The sequence below is a fragment of the Pseudomonas sp. BIC9C genome, assembly GCF_034541995.1.
Classification (GTDB): domain Bacteria; phylum Pseudomonadota; class Gammaproteobacteria; order Pseudomonadales; family Pseudomonadaceae; genus Aquipseudomonas; species Aquipseudomonas fluorescens_CC.
In genome coordinates, this window is record NZ_JAWDGM010000004.1 from 380715 (window position 1) to 396518 (window position 15804).

18 protein-coding genes are annotated in these 15804 nt (G+C 62.0%); 7 read left to right on the forward strand and 11 right to left on the reverse strand.

The features are described from left to right. Positions 1–54: 54 nt before the first annotated feature. Positions 55–1164: an NAD(P)/FAD-dependent oxidoreductase gene (locus RS887_RS19590; protein ID WP_322616823.1), complete on the reverse strand. Its 1110-nt coding sequence runs from the start codon at positions 1162–1164 to the stop codon at positions 55–57. A 192-nt stretch (positions 1165–1356) separates the two neighbouring features. On the opposite strand from RS887_RS19590, the gene RS887_RS19595 reads away from it, so the two are divergent. Beyond that, complete coding sequence (locus tag RS887_RS19595) at positions 1357–1677, forward strand: DUF2388 domain-containing protein (protein WP_322616639.1); 321 nt, start codon at positions 1357–1359, stop codon at positions 1675–1677. A gap of 53 nt (positions 1678–1730) precedes the next feature. Here the strand turns inward: RS887_RS19595 and RS887_RS19600 are convergent, their stop codons facing one another. Both RS887_RS19600 and RS887_RS19605 read right to left on the reverse strand, forming a co-directional pair. Next, on the reverse strand, positions 1731–2663 hold the full coding sequence (locus RS887_RS19600) for a pyridoxal-phosphate dependent enzyme (protein WP_322616640.1): 933 nt from the start codon (positions 2661–2663) through the stop codon (positions 1731–1733). A gap of 102 nt (positions 2664–2765) precedes the next feature. After that, a complete protein-coding gene (locus RS887_RS19605; protein WP_322616641.1) occupies positions 2766–3557 on the reverse strand; it encodes an SDR family oxidoreductase in 792 nt (263 codons plus the stop codon). Positions 3558–3681: 124 nt separating this feature from the next. Between RS887_RS19605 and RS887_RS19610 the strand changes: the two genes are divergently transcribed. Continuing rightward, positions 3682–4629, forward strand: a complete 948-nt coding sequence (locus tag RS887_RS19610) for a GlxA family transcriptional regulator (protein WP_322616642.1) — start codon at positions 3682–3684, stop codon at positions 4627–4629. A gap of 125 nt (positions 4630–4754) precedes the next feature. Next, positions 4755–5414, forward strand: a complete 660-nt coding sequence (locus RS887_RS19615) for an isoprenylcysteine carboxylmethyltransferase family protein (RefSeq protein ID WP_322616643.1) — start codon at positions 4755–4757, stop codon at positions 5412–5414. A 108-nt stretch (positions 5415–5522) separates the two neighbouring features. On the opposite strand, the gene RS887_RS19620 is transcribed toward RS887_RS19615, so the two are convergent. From RS887_RS19620 to RS887_RS19640, 5 genes are all read right to left on the reverse strand, one after another. Then, positions 5523–6185 (reverse strand): HAD-IA family hydrolase, encoded by a 663-nt coding sequence (locus RS887_RS19620; protein WP_322616644.1) that lies wholly within the window; start codon positions 6183–6185, stop codon positions 5523–5525. Between the two features lie 59 nt (positions 6186–6244). After that, positions 6245–6652 carry a response regulator gene (locus tag RS887_RS19625; protein WP_111289322.1) on the reverse strand — a complete coding sequence of 136 codons (408 nt, stop codon included), beginning with the start codon at positions 6650–6652 and terminating at the stop codon, positions 6245–6247. Between the two features lie 307 nt (positions 6653–6959). Further along, entirely contained in the window at positions 6960–7259 is a 300-nt protein-coding gene (locus tag RS887_RS19630; protein WP_322616645.1) for a pentapeptide MXKDX repeat protein, read from the reverse strand. Positions 7260–7312: 53 nt separating this feature from the next. After that, positions 7313–8098: a molybdopterin-dependent oxidoreductase gene (locus RS887_RS19635; protein ID WP_322616646.1), complete on the reverse strand. Its 786-nt coding sequence runs from the start codon at positions 8096–8098 to the stop codon at positions 7313–7315. Further along, entirely contained in the window at positions 8095–8712 is a 618-nt protein-coding gene (locus RS887_RS19640; protein ID WP_322616647.1) for a cytochrome b/b6 domain-containing protein, read from the reverse strand. Before RS887_RS19640 ends, RS887_RS19635 begins: the two co-directional genes overlap by 4 nt. A gap of 280 nt (positions 8713–8992) precedes the next feature. Between RS887_RS19640 and RS887_RS19645 the strand changes: the two genes are divergently transcribed. Beyond that, a complete protein-coding gene (locus RS887_RS19645; RefSeq protein ID WP_322616648.1) occupies positions 8993–9934 on the forward strand; it encodes a class I SAM-dependent methyltransferase in 942 nt (313 codons plus the stop codon). A gap of 27 nt (positions 9935–9961) precedes the next feature. Here the strand turns inward: RS887_RS19645 and RS887_RS19650 are convergent, their stop codons facing one another. After that, positions 9962–10735, reverse strand: a complete 774-nt coding sequence (locus tag RS887_RS19650) for a helix-turn-helix transcriptional regulator (protein ID WP_322616649.1) — start codon at positions 10733–10735, stop codon at positions 9962–9964. Positions 10736–10845: 110 nt separating this feature from the next. Here RS887_RS19650 and RS887_RS19655 point away from each other — a divergent pair, with 110 nt between their 5' ends. Together RS887_RS19655 and RS887_RS19660 are read left to right on the forward strand one after the other, a co-directional pair. After that, on the forward strand, positions 10846–11949 hold the full coding sequence (locus tag RS887_RS19655) for an extracellular solute-binding protein (RefSeq protein WP_322616650.1): 1104 nt from the start codon (positions 10846–10848) through the stop codon (positions 11947–11949). 164 nt (positions 11950–12113) lie between these two features. Then, entirely contained in the window at positions 12114–13244 is a 1131-nt protein-coding gene (locus RS887_RS19660) for a P1 family peptidase (RefSeq protein ID WP_322616651.1), read from the forward strand. Between the two features lie 277 nt (positions 13245–13521). Here the strand turns inward: RS887_RS19660 and RS887_RS19665 are convergent, their stop codons facing one another. Further along, a complete protein-coding gene (locus RS887_RS19665; protein WP_322616652.1) occupies positions 13522–14154 on the reverse strand; it encodes a TetR/AcrR family transcriptional regulator in 633 nt (210 codons plus the stop codon). A 165-nt stretch (positions 14155–14319) separates the two neighbouring features. Between RS887_RS19665 and RS887_RS19670 the strand changes: the two genes are divergently transcribed. Then, complete coding sequence (locus tag RS887_RS19670) at positions 14320–14760, forward strand: hotdog fold domain-containing protein (protein WP_322616653.1); 441 nt, start codon at positions 14320–14322, stop codon at positions 14758–14760. 157 nt (positions 14761–14917) lie between these two features. On the opposite strand, the gene RS887_RS19675 is transcribed toward RS887_RS19670, so the two are convergent. Next, positions 14918–15640, reverse strand: coding sequence for a GNAT family N-acetyltransferase (locus tag RS887_RS19675; RefSeq protein ID WP_322616654.1), 723 nt, complete (start codon positions 15638–15640; stop codon positions 14918–14920). Between the last annotated feature and the right edge of the window lie 164 nt (positions 15641–15804).

Genomic DNA, 15804 nt, shown 5'->3' on the forward strand with positions numbered 1-15804 from the left:
GTAAGCGCACTCCCTAGCATAGACCCGATGGCCGCGAAGCAGCGCCAGCCCTGATCATCGGTCGTTCAGGCGCGCCACCACGCGCTCGGCGAGCGCCAGGCAACTGGTCAGCCCCGGTGATTCGATGCCGAACAGATTCACCAGCCCCGGCACACCATGTTCGGCGCATCCGCTGATGAGAAAATCGGCGGCCGGCTCAGTCGGCCCGCTGATTTTCGGGCGAATGCCGCTGTAGGCCGGTTGCAGGCTGTTGTCTGGCAAACCCGGCCAATAACGGCGGATCGCCTGATAGAACCCCTCGGCCCGCCGGGCTTCGACGCGGTAATCAATGTGCTCGACCCATTCGACATCCGGTCCGAAGCGCACCTGCCCGCCCAGGTCGAGCGTCATGTGCACACCCAGTCCCGCGCTCTCCGGGGCCGGATACACCAGATGGCGAAACGGCGCCCGACCGCTGAAACTGAAATAACTGCCCTTGCACAAGTGCGCCCGGGGAATGAACTGCGCAGGCAGACCGACGACAGCGCTCGCCACCTCGGGAGCGGACAGCCCCGCGCAGTTGATCAATTCGCGGCAGCCCAGCGTCATGGGTTGATTGCCGCCCATGTACAGCTCGAAACCCTGTTCGGTGCAACGGGCCGACAGCAGCGGCGTGCGCAAGGCCAGCGTCGCTCCGAACGTCTGTGCATCACCCTGAAGCGCCAGCATCAGTCCGTGGGAATCGACGATGCCGGTAGAGGGCGACCACAGTGCCGCGACGCAGGACAACGCCGGTTCAAGCTCCCGGGCCTGTGCGCTATCCAGCCATTGCAGGTCATCGACGCCATTAAGACGCCCCTGCTCCAACAGTCGCGTCAAAGCCGAGCGCTGTTGCTCATCGGTGGCCACGATCAGCTTGCCCACGCGCCGGTAATCAACAGCGTGCCCATCGCAATAAGCGTAGAGACGCCGCTTGCCTTCCACGCACAACTGCGCCTTGAGACTGCCCTCCGGGTAATAGATGCCGGCATGAATCACTTGCGAATTACGCGAGCTGATGCCCGTGCCGATGCCCTCACCCGCCTCGACCAGCAGCACGTCCCGCCCGCTCATGACCAGGGCCCTGGCCACCGCCAACCCGACGACACCCGCCCCGATCACCACGCTTTGAATATCGACGTTCAACGGCCTGCCTCCCTCTTGCCCCGTTCCTCGCTGCGGATAGTCGATCAGGCTGGAGAAAATCGCCAGCGGCAAGACCATGAATTCACCGGTCCATGCGCAGAGTCGGCAACGCCAGGGAACTCTCGGGGACCGCCGCGCATCCTAAATTATGTGGTACTTCACTTATGCTTCATGCTGTCGGAGGACACCGTCATGCGTCGTCTGTTTATCATTTCTACTCTGGTACTTTGTTTACCCGCAGGTTCGACTTTGGCCAAAGTGGATGCCGGTGACGTCGCCACTTCCGCCGGGGTTTCCGCCTCGCTGTACTCGACGTTCAAAGACCACAAACTCATGATTCCCGCCCGGGATGACGCCTCCAGCTTCGTCGCCAGTGGCGGTGCGATTCGTGGTGCCTATCTGGAGGCGGTGTTGAAAAAGATCCGTCAGGACAATCCTGCCCTCAACAACGCAAGCGACGAAGACCTGGCCCGCGCCATTCTCGTCCAGGATGGCGTTGCCACCGATCACTGAAGATCGTCATCGCCTGTGGTAGGGCTTGTGACACCGGGATAGCGTTTGCGGCCCTACCTGGCGTGCGTGGCAGTGGACAAGCGTGCCCACCCGGCCACCAGTTGCGCGTTGATACTCACCCCGCCGCACACCACGATCACCACGTCATTGGCGTCGGCAATCGCCGGGTGATCCAGGTAGGCAATCGCCAATGAAACGCCGCATGCCGGCTCGACCAACTGACGCAAGTCATTGGCGTAACGCACCACGCCCATGATCGCCTCATCATCACTGAGCACCACGCACTCATGGGGGAATTCGCCGATGTGCTTGACCGGCCAGGTGGCCACTTGTGCGGCGCCCAGAGACGTGGCGACAGTGTCGATTTTCGGCAATCTGACCGGGTACCCGGCCGCCACCGCCGCGGCGAACGACGCCGCGCCTTCGGTTTCGCAGGCAACGATGCGGCAATCGGTGCGCCGATGACGGATCAGGCCGGTGAGCAGCCCCGCCAGCAAGCCACCGCCGCCCACCGATGTCACCAGCACATCCACTGGCGGGCAGTCTTCAAGGATTTCATCGACCATGGTGCTGTGCCCTTCCCACAACACCGGGTGGTCGAAGGCCGGCACGAATTCAGTGCGCGGGTCCTGGGCAAGTTCCCGTGCCCGTTGGTTGGCTTCGTCCCAGACCTTGCCGTGCACGATCACCTCGGCACCGGTATTGCTGATCCGCTCCCGGGTGCTTTGCGGGGTGGTGTGCGGCACCACGATGCAGGCCTTGAGCCCCAGGCACGCGGCAGCCATGGCCGTGGCCAGTCCCGCGTTACCGCCGGAGGGACAGATCACCTTGCGCTTGCCCTGCTGCGCCGCCCGGCTGCACAGCAAGCCAATGCCGCGTATTTTGAACGAGCCGCCAGGTTGCAGGTTTTCCAGTTTCAGCCAGATACGGCGAGTCGGGGTCGACAGGCCAGGGTGCAGGATCAAAGGCGTTCGGATGTGAAGCATATGGGCTCCTGTTACACGCCACCGGCTCGTCGAGCTTGCGCAAGCCGGTGGTGAACGGTCCTCTCTCCCAAGCTTAGTTCACCCGGCCTCGGGTCGACCGTCTCAGCGATAGCGCGGCGCCGCCACGGAGTTGCCAAACAACCCGGACAGCGTCTGCCGCTGGGCTTCGTAACGGTCCCACTGGCTGGCATCGTACAGGCCCGGAATGGTCACCACTTCGCCGGCCGCCAGGCCAGCGAGCGCGGCATCGACCATGTCTTCGGCCGACATCACGATTTCCTGCGGCAGGTTTTCCACCGGGTTGCCGGCCTCACTCCAGAAATCAGTGGCGGTCGCCCCCGGCAACACCGCCTGGATGCGTACGCCTTTGTCCGCCAGTTCATGCTGCATCGACTGGCTCAGGCTCAAGACGAACGCCTTGGTCCCGCCGTACACGCCGTTGAGAATCTCCGGGGCGATGGCGACGATGGAGGCGATATTGATCACAGTGCCAGCGCCCCGGGCGACGAAGCCCGGTACCACGGCATAAGCCAGGCGCATCAACGCCGTCACGTTGAGGTTGATCATCGCCTCCATCTCGTCCACGGGACTTGCAAGCAGCGGCATGACGCCACCGACCCCGGCGTTGTTGACCAACAGGGTGATGCTGGCATCGCTGCGCAGGATCTGTTCGACCCGCAGCGAATCTGCCTTGCTCTTCAGGTCGGCGACAACCACCTCCACGGTGCGCCCGGTCTGGTCGCTCAAATGATTGGCCAGGGCATTGAGCCTGGCCCGGCTGCGGGCCACCAGAATCAGGTTGTAACCCTGCCGGGCGAGGCGATCGGCATACACCGCGCCAATGCCCGAAGAAGCGCCGGTGATCAGTGCAGTACCTTTGGATGAGAGCGCCATGGTGCAATTCCTCTACGGTGAGGCGAGAGATTCGCCGGGTGCTGACCGTTATAAAGGGACTTACGCTTGTCTCAAATGACGTTTAAAGTACGTTTTTCGGACACGACCATTTGAGGGTAGCTCCATGATCAACGTGGCGTTCGTGGTTTTCGAGGGTTTCCAGTCCATGGCGCTGGCCGCCATGCCGGTGTTCGAGTACGCCAATTTCAGTGCCGCAGAGGCGCTGTATGACGTGCGCGTGCTGTCCGAAAACGGTCACACCCTGTGTGCCTCCGGCGGCTTGAGCGTCGGCACCGAGGCATTCGACGGGCGCGTGTTCGACACGGTGATCGTGGTCGGTGGCGACTCGATCGTCGAACAGGCGCCCGAGGCCGTGCTGGATTACCTGCGGGCCAGTATCAACACTGCACGCCGCACGGCGTCGATCTGCTCCGGAGCGTTCGTCATGGCCCAGGCCGGCCTGCTCGACGGACGGCGGGCCACCACCCACTGGGCCTACGCCCGGGAACTGCAGGAACGGTTTCCGGCGATCAAGGTCGAGGCTGATCGCATCTATGTGATCGACGGTTCGATCTGGACCTCCGCCGGCATGACGGCGGGCATCGACCTCGCCCTGGCCATGGTGGAAAAGGACCACGGCGCCGAGCTGGCCCGGGCCGTGGCGCAGAAACTGGTGATGTACCATCGCCGCGCCGGCGGCCAGTCGCAGCACTCGGCGCTGCTGGAGCTGGCGCCGAAATCCGATCGCATTCAAACCGTGCTCGGCTACGCCCGGGAACACCTCGCCCAGCCCCTTTCGGTGGAGCAACTGGCGCAAGTGGCCAACCTCAGCCCCCGGCAATTCAGCCGGGCATTTCGCGCCGAAACCGGGCAATCGCCGGCCAAGGCCATCGAGAACCTGCGTCTGGAAGCGGCGCGACAGATGCTTGAACGCGGACGCCTGACCCTTGACCAGATCGCCCTGGAAACCGGGTTCGCTGACCGCCGTCGCATGCGCGAAACGTTCCTGCGGGTGTTCGGGCAACCGCCGCAGGTGATTCGGCGCAATGGGAGAGCGGAGTCGTTTGTGTAGGCGCCGGCTTGCCGGTCATAGCTTCTGAAGCCGGTGTCGAGTCTTCAAACGCCATCGCAGGCAAGTCGGAACGCCGCATCGCAGCTCCTACAATGTAAGGAGGCACTTTCGCGTGTGAGGCACTTATGAAAATCTCGGCCAGACTGGCGTTTTTCGCCGTCGTCAGCACCCTCGCCTACCTTGGCCTGGCGATCTGGGGACTGGGTGGTTTCGCGGCCTATTTCAATCACGGCTCACTGGTCGTCGTTGCCCTGGCCACCCTGATCATGGCCGTCGTATCACTGTTCAGCGAGGTCAACCTGAGTTCGGGGGAGCGCGAAGACCGGGCCAATCGCTGGGTCCTTCCGGCTTTCGGCGTGATCGGTGTGCTGAGTGGCTTTCTGCCAGCCTATACCGACCGCATCGACTTCTGGACTTTCGGCGGTGAAGGCGTGCGCTGGCTCGGGTCGCTGCTGTTCATCGTGGGCGGCGCGCTGCGGTTGTGGCCCGTATTTGTGCTGGGCAAGCGCTTCAGCGGGCTGGTGGCCATCCAGCCGGGGCATCGACTGGTCACCGAGGGGATTTACCGCAACCTGCGCAACCCCAGTTATCTGGGGATGATGGTCATCGCCGTGGGCTGGGCGCTGGCGTTTCGCTCGAGCGTCGGTCTGTTGCTGGCGGCGTTGACCTTGATCCCGCTGATTGCCAGGATTCACTCGGAAGAGGCCCTGCTGAGGGCGCAGTTCGGCAGCGAATACGAGGCCTATTGCGCCCGCTCCTGGCGGCTGGTTCCGGGGCTTTACTGACTGGAACATTGGCCCCCCTGTGGGAGCGGGCTTGCTCGCGAATGCGGCCCATCATTCAACAAACATGTCGACTGGAAGGACGCTTTCGCGAGCAAGCCCGCTCCCACATTAGACGGCGTACAGGCGCAGACCGGCGGCATCCACCAGAACCCGCACCGATTCATAACTTGCCACCGTCACATGCTCAGTCTCAATGGGCTGCTCATGGGTCGCCGTGACAATCATCAAGTCCGCCCCCGCCGCCTCGGCCGCCAGAATCCCCACCGTGGCGTCCTCAAAAACCAGACACTGCTCAGGCTCGACACCCAGGCGCCGGGCCGCGAGTTGGTACCCCGCAGGATCGGGTTTGCCGGCCGTGACGTCTTCGGCAGTCACCATCACCTCAGGCTCTGGAATCCCCGCCGCCGCCATCCGCCGCAACGCCAGTTCCCGAGGGGCGGAAGTGACGATGGCCCACTGCTTGACTGGCAAAGACCGCAGGAACTTCGCCGCGCCAGCCACTTCGAATACCCCGTCGACATCCTCGATTTCCGCTTCGGTAATCCACGCTGCTTCCGCTTCGGCATCCACCCCGGGCAAGCCCAGACGGCTGATGGTGTCGATGGCGCGGGCACCGTGGATGGTCGGCAGGAAGGCGTCGACATCGACGCCATGGCGCACGGCCCAGGTTGTCCAGACCCGCTCGGCGGCGGCAATGGACGTCAGGACCGTGCCGTCCATGTCGAACAGAAAGGCACGGTAAGTCGAGTTGAAAACAGAGTGATCAGCCAAGGAAAAGAACCTCGCGGGTGCTGGACGGATTTGCCCGGCAATGTAGCATCCCGCGCGGGTCAGTTGAGTCGCCTGGATTTGAAGGTCTCGCCCACACAATCGAGCAGCCCGCCGATCATCCAGGGCTTCTTGATGAAAGAGACCCTGTGCCGCACGCCCGAGCTTTCAGGGGTTTCGAAACCGGACATGATCATGATCGGCTTGTCCGGCCAGCGATCGCCGAACTGGTTGGCCAGGTCAGCGCCATTGAGCGTGCCGGGCATGTTGATGTCCGTCAGCAGCATGTGCACCTGCGGCGCATGCTCCTCCAGATAGATCACTGCGGCGTCCGCACTGATTTGCGGCTCGACGACAAAACCTTCCTCCTGAAGAATCTCACACAGAAACTCCAGGATCAGCGGGTCGTCCTCAACCACCAGGATCAACCCGCCAGGAAGATCTCCACCCGCCGTCGGTGCTCGACTCATGACCGTGCCGCTCCCTGATTGCCTCTATGAATTCACGGGCTCTAATCCGCTACCTTAAAGGTATGAGCAGTAGACTCGGCGGAAATTCATTTTTGATGCAGCCAGGTGACCGATCCGGGTTTTGTAACGCCCTTGAGGGCACTTTCGCTGGCAAGCCAGCTCCTGCGGTGATCTGTGGTGATCCCAAAATCACTGTGGGAGCGGGCTTGCTCGCGAAAAGGCGGTGGATCAGTCAACATTGATAGCGACTGACACTACGCCTTCGCGAGCAAGCCCGCTCCCACAGGGGGATTTCGGTTGTCTGGACTTACTGCGACATTTCGCTTTTTTTCATCGCATCCTTGGACATCGCATCTTTTTTCATCGCGTCCTTGGACATTGCATCCTTGGACATGCTGTCTTTGGACATCGCGTCCTTGGACATCGAATCGGTCTTCTTCATCGCGTCTTTTTTCATCGCATCCTTGGACATGGCGTCTTTGGACATGGCGTCCTTGGACATCGAATCCTTGCTCATGCTGTCGTTGCTCATGGTGTCAGCGGCGAACACAGAGGCGGCGCCAACGGCCAGGCACATGGACAGAACAACGGTGGTCAACTTTTTCATGATGAATCTCCTTGGAGCACGGGTTTGCGGACGGTGAATGTTTTGCACGCTCATCAGCTGCCACCAAACCAGTTGTAGCCCTGGTCTTCCCAGAAGCCGCCGCTGTAGGTGTTGCTGACGAAAATCGCCTGAATGTGTTTGGGGTTCTTGTAGCCCAGCTTGGTGGGCATGCGCAGCTTCATCGGGAAGCCGTATTGGCGCGGCAACACCGCGCCGTCGTACGTCAGCGCCAGCAGGGTTTGCGCATGCAGCGCGGTGGCCATGTCGATGCTGGTGTAGTAGTCGTCGGCGCATTTGAAACCGACGTACCTGGCATCAGTGTCGGCGCCGATGCGCTTGAGGAAATCGCTGAAACGCACACCGCCCCAACGGCCGATCGCACTCCAGCCTTCGACGCAAATATGCCGGGTAATCTGCTCGGTCTGCGCCATGGCGCGCAGTTCTTCGAGGCGCCAGCTGCGCTTGTCGGCGACCAGGCCGGTGACTTCCAGGCGATAGCTCTGCTCCTCCACCGTCGGTGCCTCGTCGATGCTGTAGTAGGCATTGAAGGGAAACGGCCGGGTGATCATCGACTCGGGATAGGTCGGCGCCATCGCATTGGGGTTGAACAGCCAGCCCTGGACCCGATCGTTGAAGCGCGACATGGACGACAGCGCAGTCTCGACGCTTTCGTTGTCGGTGATGTTGCAGCCGGACAACATCGCCACGCCACCGAGGGTCAGGCCGCGCAGCAGGAACGAACGGCGCGAGCGGTCTTCGATTTGCGGGGCGAGGATCTTGCGGGCGTCGGCCAGGATCGAAGCCTCGTCCAGCCCGGGTACTTGAATGCGCTTTTTCATACCTGCTCCTTGCGGCCGACGATCATGGCCAACAGCGTTTTCGGAACCAGCGCGACCATCACCAGGTGCACCGCCACAAAGGCCACCAACAACGCCATGGCGAAGAAGTGCACGCGGCGCGCGCCTTCGTAACCGAACAGCAATTCACGCAACAGCGGGAACTGCACCGACTTCCACAACACCAGACCGGAGAGCACCAGCAGCGTGATGTCGACTATCACGAACAGGTAAGCGACGCGTTGCACCTGGTTGTAATGACTGAGGTCGGCGTGCCCGAGTTTTCCGCGTAACGCGGCCCACAGGTCCTGCAGTACGCCTTTGGGCGAAACCGGGAAAAACCGCCGCTTCAGGCGCCCGCTGAACAGGTTGAAGGCCAGGTAGATCAGGCCGTTGATCGCCAGGAACCACATCGCTGCGAAATGCCATTGCAGCGCGCCGCCCAGCCAGCCGCCGAGGGTGATCGACTTGGGAAAGCTGAATTCGTAGATCGGCGAGGCGTTGTAGATGCGCCAGCCGCTGGTGACCATCACCAGCACCGCCAGGGCGTTGAGCCAATGGGTCAGACGTAGCCAGCGTGGATGACTGGACTTGGGTGAAGCAGTGCTCTGCGACATGTCCGGCTCCCGTTTGTTGTTCGTTGGGGCCGATTATGGGAGCCGGAAGATCGCCAAATCCTCACGCAAAGTTAAATTAATCGTGATAACTCGCTCCTGGTGAACACCTAAAAACCTGTGGGAGCGAGCCTGCTCGCGAAAGCGGTGTGTCATTCAACAACTATGCCGACTGACGCGGCCCCTTCGCGAGCAGGCTCGCTCCCACCCTTTTTTGTGGTGGTTCACCAGCAGCGCAATTATGGTTAAATGCCGCCCCCCAACAAATGACCGACCCGACCCGATGAACCCTGAAGCCCTCGCCCCCCTTAACCAACAAGTGCTCACCGCCCTGGCTACCGCCCCAGCAGAAACCCGCCGCCTGTTCCACGGCCGTGGCCGCTGCTGGCCGGGGCTGGAGCAAGTGACCGTGGACTGGTTGCAGGGCGTGGTGCTGGTGGCGCTGTTCAAGGAGCCGCAAGCGCCGCAACTGGAAGACTTGAAGCAGGTGCTGATGGCGATCACCCAATCAGCGCAATGGGCCCAATCCGGTGCCCACACGCTGCTGTTGCAACATCGCTACCTGCTGCAAAGCACCACCGAATGGCTGCTCGGGGACGTCATCGAGGAAATGACCATCACCGAAGGTGGCCTGAAATACCGGGTGGACCTTGGCCGCAAACAGAACACCGGGCTGTTCCTCGACATGCGCTACGGCCGTGACTGGGTGCGGGCCAACGCCCAAGGCAAGCGGGTGTTGAACCTGTTCGCCTACACCTGCGGCTTCTCGGTAGCGGCCATCGAGGGCGGCGCGACGCATGTGGTCAACCTCGACATGTCGAGCTCGGCCCTGAGCCGTGGCCGCGACAATCACCGGCTCAACGGCCATGATCTGGGCAAGGTCACCTTTCTAGGCCACGACCTGTTCAAATCCTGGGGCAAGGTGATCGGCAAGGGGCCGTACGACCTGGTGATCATCGACCCGCCGTCGTTCCAGAAAGGCAGCTTCCTGCTGACCAAGGATTACCAGCGCGTGCTGCGCCGGTTGCCCGAATTGCTCAGCCCACAGGGCACTGTACTGGCGTGCATGAACGACCCTGCGTTCGGCGCCGACTTCCTCATCGAGGGTGTCACCCGCGAATCACCGAGCCTTCAGTTTGTGCAGCGATTGGAGAACCCGCCGGAGTTTCCCGATGCGGATGTCGAGTGCGGGTTGAAGGCGTTGGTGTTCAGGCTGGGAGACTGAGTTCCGCTTTTTGTGGCCTGACTCAGATCAACGCGGCCGCAACACCAGTGCAAACAACTCGCCATGCCCGTTCACGTTGAGCTTGTGATAGAGATTGCGCCGATGCACTTTCACCGTCTCCGGGGAGATGCCCATTTGCTGGGCGATGGCCTTGCTGGAGAAACCCTGGAGAATCAGGCGCGCGGTTTCGATTTCCCGCAGGGTCAGGCGTGCGTCGAAGCGATCGAGCAAGGTCGCCAGATCGCCGGCCGGTGGTTCGGCGACCGGCCCTTGCGGTGGCAGCAAATCCAGGTGTCGGCGCATCGCCGCCAGCACCCAGTCACGCACGCACAGCAGGCGGCCCTGTTCCTCGAGGCTGAAGCGCATCGAACGCCCCAGGGACAGGCCGAGCACGGCGCCGTCGAGGTTCACCATGAACTGCAACTCGTCCCCACCGACCACGGTGCTGAAGTAACTCAGGTAGTACTCGCTATGCTGGAACTGGTCGGGGGCCACCGATTCGAGGCTGTGCAAGCCGTCGGCGATGCCGGAGCAAGCGGCTTGATAGAACGGATCGAGCAGGTACATGCCGGCGCAGTAGTCCGCCAGTTCTTCCTGCTCGTCACCGTTGCCCTTGGCGTCGAAATCAATCAGCAGGCGCGGTACATGGCCCGGCCGCATCAACGCTACCAGCGCGTTGTCCAGCGGCACCAGCAACCGCAGGGTATCCACCAGCGCACGCCAGAAAGCGTCCCGCCCCACCGCCGTGAAGACCCGCGCCAGCCCCTGGTGCACCGGCAACTCTTTCAACAACGCGTCCACGCACTACCCCTTTTGAGTAACCCATGATGGGAATGGGTGAAGGCCACCCCGGTCGATACGCTGCAAACTCCTGATTACCACCGGCCGCAACAGGCCAGGAGTGCCGCATCATGAGTCGTCACCGCTTGTATTTCAATCTGGGGTTTGGCGCCTGTCTGTCAGTGTCGCTGTCGGCTTTTGCGGTCGAAGCCCCGACGGTGCACGTGTACAACTGGTACGACTACATCGGCCCCACTACCCTGCAGGACTTCAAGCGTGACACCGGGATTGCGCCGGTCTACGACACCTTCGACAGCGCCGAAGTGCTCGAAGGCAAGTTGCTCACCAGCCGCAGCGGCTACGACGTGGTAGTGGCCAGCAACTTCAGTTTGCCCACGCTGATCAAGGCCGGCGCCCTCGCCCCCCTGCCCCGTGCGCAGATGCCGGACTTCAAGAACATGGACACCGATCTGCTGGCGAAACTGGCCAACAACGATCCGGGCAACCAGTACGCCGTGCCTTACCTGTGGGGCACCAACGGCATCGGCTACAACATCGACAAAGTGCGCGCGCTGCTGGGTGACAAGGCGCCGGTGGATTCCTGGGACCTGGTGTTCAAGGAAGAGAACCTGGCCAAACTCGGCGAGTGCGGCGTGGCCATGCTCGACTCGCCGTCAGAGATGCTGCCGGTTGCCCTGCACTACCTCGGCCTGCCGCCCAACAGCACCAACCCCGAAGACTACAAGAAGGCCGAAGCGTTGCTGCTCAAGCTGCGTCCGCACATTGCCTACTTCAACTCGTCGAAGTTCATCAGCGACCTGTCCAACGGCAACATCTGCGTGGCGGTCGGCTGGTCCGGCGCGATGCTCGAAGCCAAGACCACCGCCGAGCAGGCCGGCAACGGCGTGAAGATCGCCTACAGCCTGCCGAAGGAAGGCGCGCCGGTGTGGTTCGACACGCTGGTACTGCTCAAGGACGCCCCGCACCCGGAACAAGGGCTGGCCTTCATCGACTACCTGATGCGCCCCGAGGTCATCGCCCCGGTCAGCGACCACCTCAACTACCCCAACGGCAACCGCAGCGCGACCACGCTGGTGGCCGAAGCGACCCGCAGCAACCCGGCCGTCTATCCGCCCGCCGAAGCCATGGCCACCTTGTTCACCCTCCAGCCCCTGCCGCCCGCTACCGAGCGCGTGCGCACGCGGATCTGGAGCAAGGTCAAGAACGGCCAATAAACACACCGCCAACCCTGTGGGAGCGGGCTTGCCCGCGAAGGCGTCGTATCAGTCGCCAAAAATGTTGGCTGACACACCGCTTTCGCGAGCAAGCCCACTCCCACAGGGACGGTGTCGCCCAACAGATATTCTTTTTTCTGCCACGATTCGAAGATGAGAAAACCATGAAACCACGCGCCCGCGACCTGAACATCCCGATCGGCCAACTGCAACCCGGCCCGCTCAATGCCATCACCGACGTCCCCGGCGTACGGATCGGCCACAGCAATGTGCGAGGACGCACTGCCAACGGCCGCGACATTCTTACGGGTGTCACCGTCATCGAACCGCGCGCCGGTTCCACCAGCCAGCAACCGTGCTTTGCCGGTGTGCATGTGCTCAACGGCAACGGCGATGCCACGGGGCTGGAGTGGATTCGCGAAGCAGGCTTGCTGACCAGCCCCATCGCCTTTACCAACACCCACAGCCTGGGCGTGGTACGCGATGCGCTGATCGTGATCGACCGCGAGCAGCAACCGGATGACGGGCGCCTCTACTGGAACATGCCGGTGGTGCTGGAAACCTTCGACGGCTTGCTCAACGACATCAACGGCTTTCACGTGAAGCCGGAACACGTGGCCCAGGCCGTGCGCAGCGCCGAGAGCGGCCCGGTGACCGAAGGCAATGTCGGCGGTGGCAGCGGCATGATCTGCCACGAATTCAAGGGCGGCATCGGCACCGCGTCGCGACGGTTGAACAGCGCCCAGGGCGGCTGGACAGTGGGGGCGATTGTCCAGGCCAACCACGGCATTCGCAATGAACTGCGCGTTGACGGGTATCCGGTCGGGCGCTACATGGAACAGGTCGATTCGCCGTTCCTCAAGGCGTCGCTGCCCCATCCGGGCATGGGTTCGATCGTGGTCTGCCTGGCCACCGATGCGCCGTTGCTGCCGCACCAGTGCACACGCCTGGCCCAGCGCGCCAGCCTCGGCCTGGCCCGCACCGGCGGTGGCAATGAAGACCACAGCGGCGACATCTTCATCGCCTTCGCCACCGGCAACGATCACGTCCCCCCGGCCGCCTACGAGAGCAAGAAAGCGCCGACCACCCACAACCTGAGCATGGTCAACAACGACCACATCAGCGAGCTGTTCCTGGCCGCCACCGAAGCCGTGGAAGAAGCCATCATCAATGCCTTGCTCGCCGCCGACACCGCCGAAGGCAACGGGCATGCGGTACCGGGGCTGGACGCCGAAACCTTGCTCAAGGCCTTGCGTCGCGCCGGCTGGCCGGGGGATGCGACTAGCGGTACTTGAGTGAAACACTAGGTCTTTTTAGGATGAACTTGCGCAGTCGCTTGTTTGCTCAAGCTGCTGCGCAGGTGGTGAGTGAACTGAACCCCTACCAAGCTCACCGCCTGCTTCATGCGCATCTTGAGCCTCAAGGGCTCTACTTCCTCCCCATCAAAGAGCTTTGAGGCTCTTTTTTTTGCCTCTGAAAACCCACACTTTCCTCTTGTAGGAGCGAGCTTGCTCGCGATGGAGTGTCAGGCTAAGTGGTGTCACTGACACACCATCGCGAGCAAGCTCGCTCCTACAAGGGATTTTCATTGGAGTTGGGGATGCACAGCGACCGCCACGCCGCCTGCGCCAGCATGTCCCGGTACGCCTTCGGGCTGCCCTTGACCCGGCCCGACAACCAGGCGCGGCAGTAACTGTCTGCCTGGCCGATGATCAACGACAGTATCAACTCCGCCGGAAAACCGCCCAGCTCGTCGCCCTGTGCGCCCAGCCATGCCAGCAACTGCTTGTTGCGCGTCTTGTTGCGGGTGGCGAGTTCGTCCTTGAACGGCCCCTTGGTGACGGCAAACCGCGCGTGGTACTGGAACCGCGCCCACTCCGGCTGGCTATCGACCCAATCCACGTAGCTGTGCACCAGCGCGTGCACCCCCGCTTGTGTGGTGTGTGCGTCAGCCAGGTAGCTGTCGCGCAAGCGGGCCTGATCATCCAGAGCGGTGAAGAACAACGTCGCCACCAGGCCTTCCTTGTTGCCGAAATGGTGATAGATCGCGCCGACACTGGTGTCGCATTCGGTGCGAATCATTTCGATGGTGGTGGCCTCGATCCCCTGTTCGTTGAACAGGCCGAGGGCCTTTCTGAAGATGTCGCGCTTGAGTTCGGCGCGTCGTCCGGGGTAGCAGCGTTCGAGCAGATCGGCGGTTTCCATGCTGAAAGACAGTCCAGAAAAGTCATCGGTGGAAGCTGGCGGTTGCCAACGAACTAGTGGCGCTAGGTTGACAGATTTCTCCTCGACAGAATACTGTTCCGTCACAGAACATTATTCTGTTAAAGAATATTAGTCTGCAAACTGTCATCCTCAAGAGGCATCAAAATGAGTCAGTTCCTCAGCATATTCAGCAGTGCAGGCCCGCAAGCGTTCAGCAAAATGGCCTGCCAGGTGGCGCCCTACTTCTCCACCATCAACCCGCTGGTCAAGGATTTGCGCAAAGGCAGCGCCACCGTGCACGTGCCGTTTGCCCGGGAGATCACCAATCATTTGGGTACGGTGCATGCGATTGCGATGTGCAACGCCGCCGAACTGGCCGCCGGGATGATGACCGACGTTTCCATTCCCGCCGGCGCACGCTGGATTCCCAAAGGCATGACCGTCGAGTACCTGGCCAAGGCCAAGAGCGATGTGACGGCGGTAGCCGAGGGGAATGCAGTGGACTGGACCACCGAAGGCGACAAGATCGTGCCGGTGGACATTCACGATGCCGAGGGCAAGAAGGTGTTCACGGCGCGGATTACCATGAATGTGAAGCTGACCTAAACGCTGAGCGAGCTCTCGCGGGCAACTCGATCCCCCCTGTAGGAGCGAGCTTGCTCGCGAAAGCGGTGCATCAGCCAACATTTATCGCGACTGACACGACGCCATCGCGAGCAAGCTCGCTCCCACAGGGGGAGTTGTGGTGTTTGGGAGATTGCGGTCAGACCAGGCGCAATCGAGGTCCGCTGGCGGGTACGGCATCTTTTCCGAGCCGCCCCCGCACAAACTCCAGAGCCTTGCGCGTCAACTGGTCCAGGTGCCGGTCGCGCTGTTTTTCCGCGTCGGTCATGGCCCGCTTGCCATGCTTTTGCAGCAGGTAGGTGTGAATCTGCCGCACTTCCAGCGAGCTGTAGATCGACGCCACATCCAGCAGCGCCATCAAGCCATCGGTGACGTGGTCGCGGGTGTTCATCAACACCTGGGTCGCACGCACGCCCACCACCTCAAAGCCCATCGCCTCGAAATACGGCACCTTGGCCACCGCGCAGGTCAGCTCGGCATGGGGATAGCGGCCGACCATTTCCCGCAGCATCCGCCGGGCCACGCCCTGGCGCCGATACTCGGCCTGCACCGCCATGTACGCCACACCACAGGCCTCGGGGTCGTCCTGCACCGGCAGGTACAGCACAAAGCCCGTCACCTTTTGCGGGTCGTCTTCGTCAGTGGCAACGATCAACTCCACGGCAATGCCTTTTTCACCGTTCAGCGCTTGCAGATACAGGTGCACCTCATAGCCGATCGCGTATTGGTAAAGGTTGTACAGCAGGTTGCTTGGCGGGATCGCGACCATGCTGATGTCGGTCAGGTTATCGACCACCATCTGCAGGATCTGGCTATTGATGTGCTCGGGGCACGGGGTCTTGAAGTGGCTGATCAGGGGCATTGCGGTGACAGGCTCCGGGAGGCAAGGGCCGCCTATCATAGCGCGCCTGGCACTTGCGCAGTGGGGGGGATGGTTGGGTGAAGGCACCCAACATTGAGGGTTGCCACCCACTGCGCCATTACGACCCAAGTCCGACCCATCAAGCGCTTGATATCAAACAGCTA

What these genes read in the sequence shown, in the direction of transcription:
- RS887_RS19665 (WP_322616652.1), bottom strand. Translation starts at nt 14,154, where the DNA reads ATGGAAACCGCCGATCTGCTCGAACGCTGCTACCCCGGACGACGCGCC.
- RS887_RS19675 (WP_322616654.1), bottom strand. Translation starts at nt 15,640, where the DNA reads ATGCCCCTGATCAGCCACTTCAAGACCCCGTGCCCCGAGCACATCAAT.
- RS887_RS19595 (WP_322616639.1), top strand. Translation starts at nt 1,357, where the DNA reads ATGCGTCGTCTGTTTATCATTTCTACTCTGGTACTTTGTTTACCCGCA.
- RS887_RS19625 (WP_111289322.1), bottom strand. Translation starts at nt 6,652, where the DNA reads ATGAGTCGAGCACCGACGGCGGGTGGAGATCTTCCTGGCGGGTTGATC.
- RS887_RS19630 (WP_322616645.1), bottom strand. Translation starts at nt 7,259, where the DNA reads ATGAAAAAGTTGACCACCGTTGTTCTGTCCATGTGCCTGGCCGTTGGC.
- RS887_RS19610 (WP_322616642.1), top strand. Translation starts at nt 3,682, where the DNA reads ATGATCAACGTGGCGTTCGTGGTTTTCGAGGGTTTCCAGTCCATGGCG.
- RS887_RS19615 (WP_322616643.1), top strand. Translation starts at nt 4,755, where the DNA reads ATGAAAATCTCGGCCAGACTGGCGTTTTTCGCCGTCGTCAGCACCCTC.
- RS887_RS19655 (WP_322616650.1), top strand. Translation starts at nt 10,846, where the DNA reads ATGAGTCGTCACCGCTTGTATTTCAATCTGGGGTTTGGCGCCTGTCTG.
- RS887_RS19645 (WP_322616648.1), top strand. Translation starts at nt 8,993, where the DNA reads ATGAACCCTGAAGCCCTCGCCCCCCTTAACCAACAAGTGCTCACCGCC.
- RS887_RS19600 (WP_322616640.1), bottom strand. Translation starts at nt 2,663, where the DNA reads ATGCTTCACATCCGAACGCCTTTGATCCTGCACCCTGGCCTGTCGACC.
- RS887_RS19605 (WP_322616641.1), bottom strand. Translation starts at nt 3,557, where the DNA reads ATGGCGCTCTCATCCAAAGGTACTGCACTGATCACCGGCGCTTCTTCG.
- RS887_RS19660 (WP_322616651.1), top strand. Translation starts at nt 12,114, where the DNA reads ATGAAACCACGCGCCCGCGACCTGAACATCCCGATCGGCCAACTGCAA.
- RS887_RS19640 (WP_322616647.1), bottom strand. Translation starts at nt 8,712, where the DNA reads ATGTCGCAGAGCACTGCTTCACCCAAGTCCAGTCATCCACGCTGGCTA.
- RS887_RS19670 (WP_322616653.1), top strand. Translation starts at nt 14,320, where the DNA reads ATGAGTCAGTTCCTCAGCATATTCAGCAGTGCAGGCCCGCAAGCGTTC.
- RS887_RS19635 (WP_322616646.1), bottom strand. Translation starts at nt 8,098, where the DNA reads ATGAAAAAGCGCATTCAAGTACCCGGGCTGGACGAGGCTTCGATCCTG.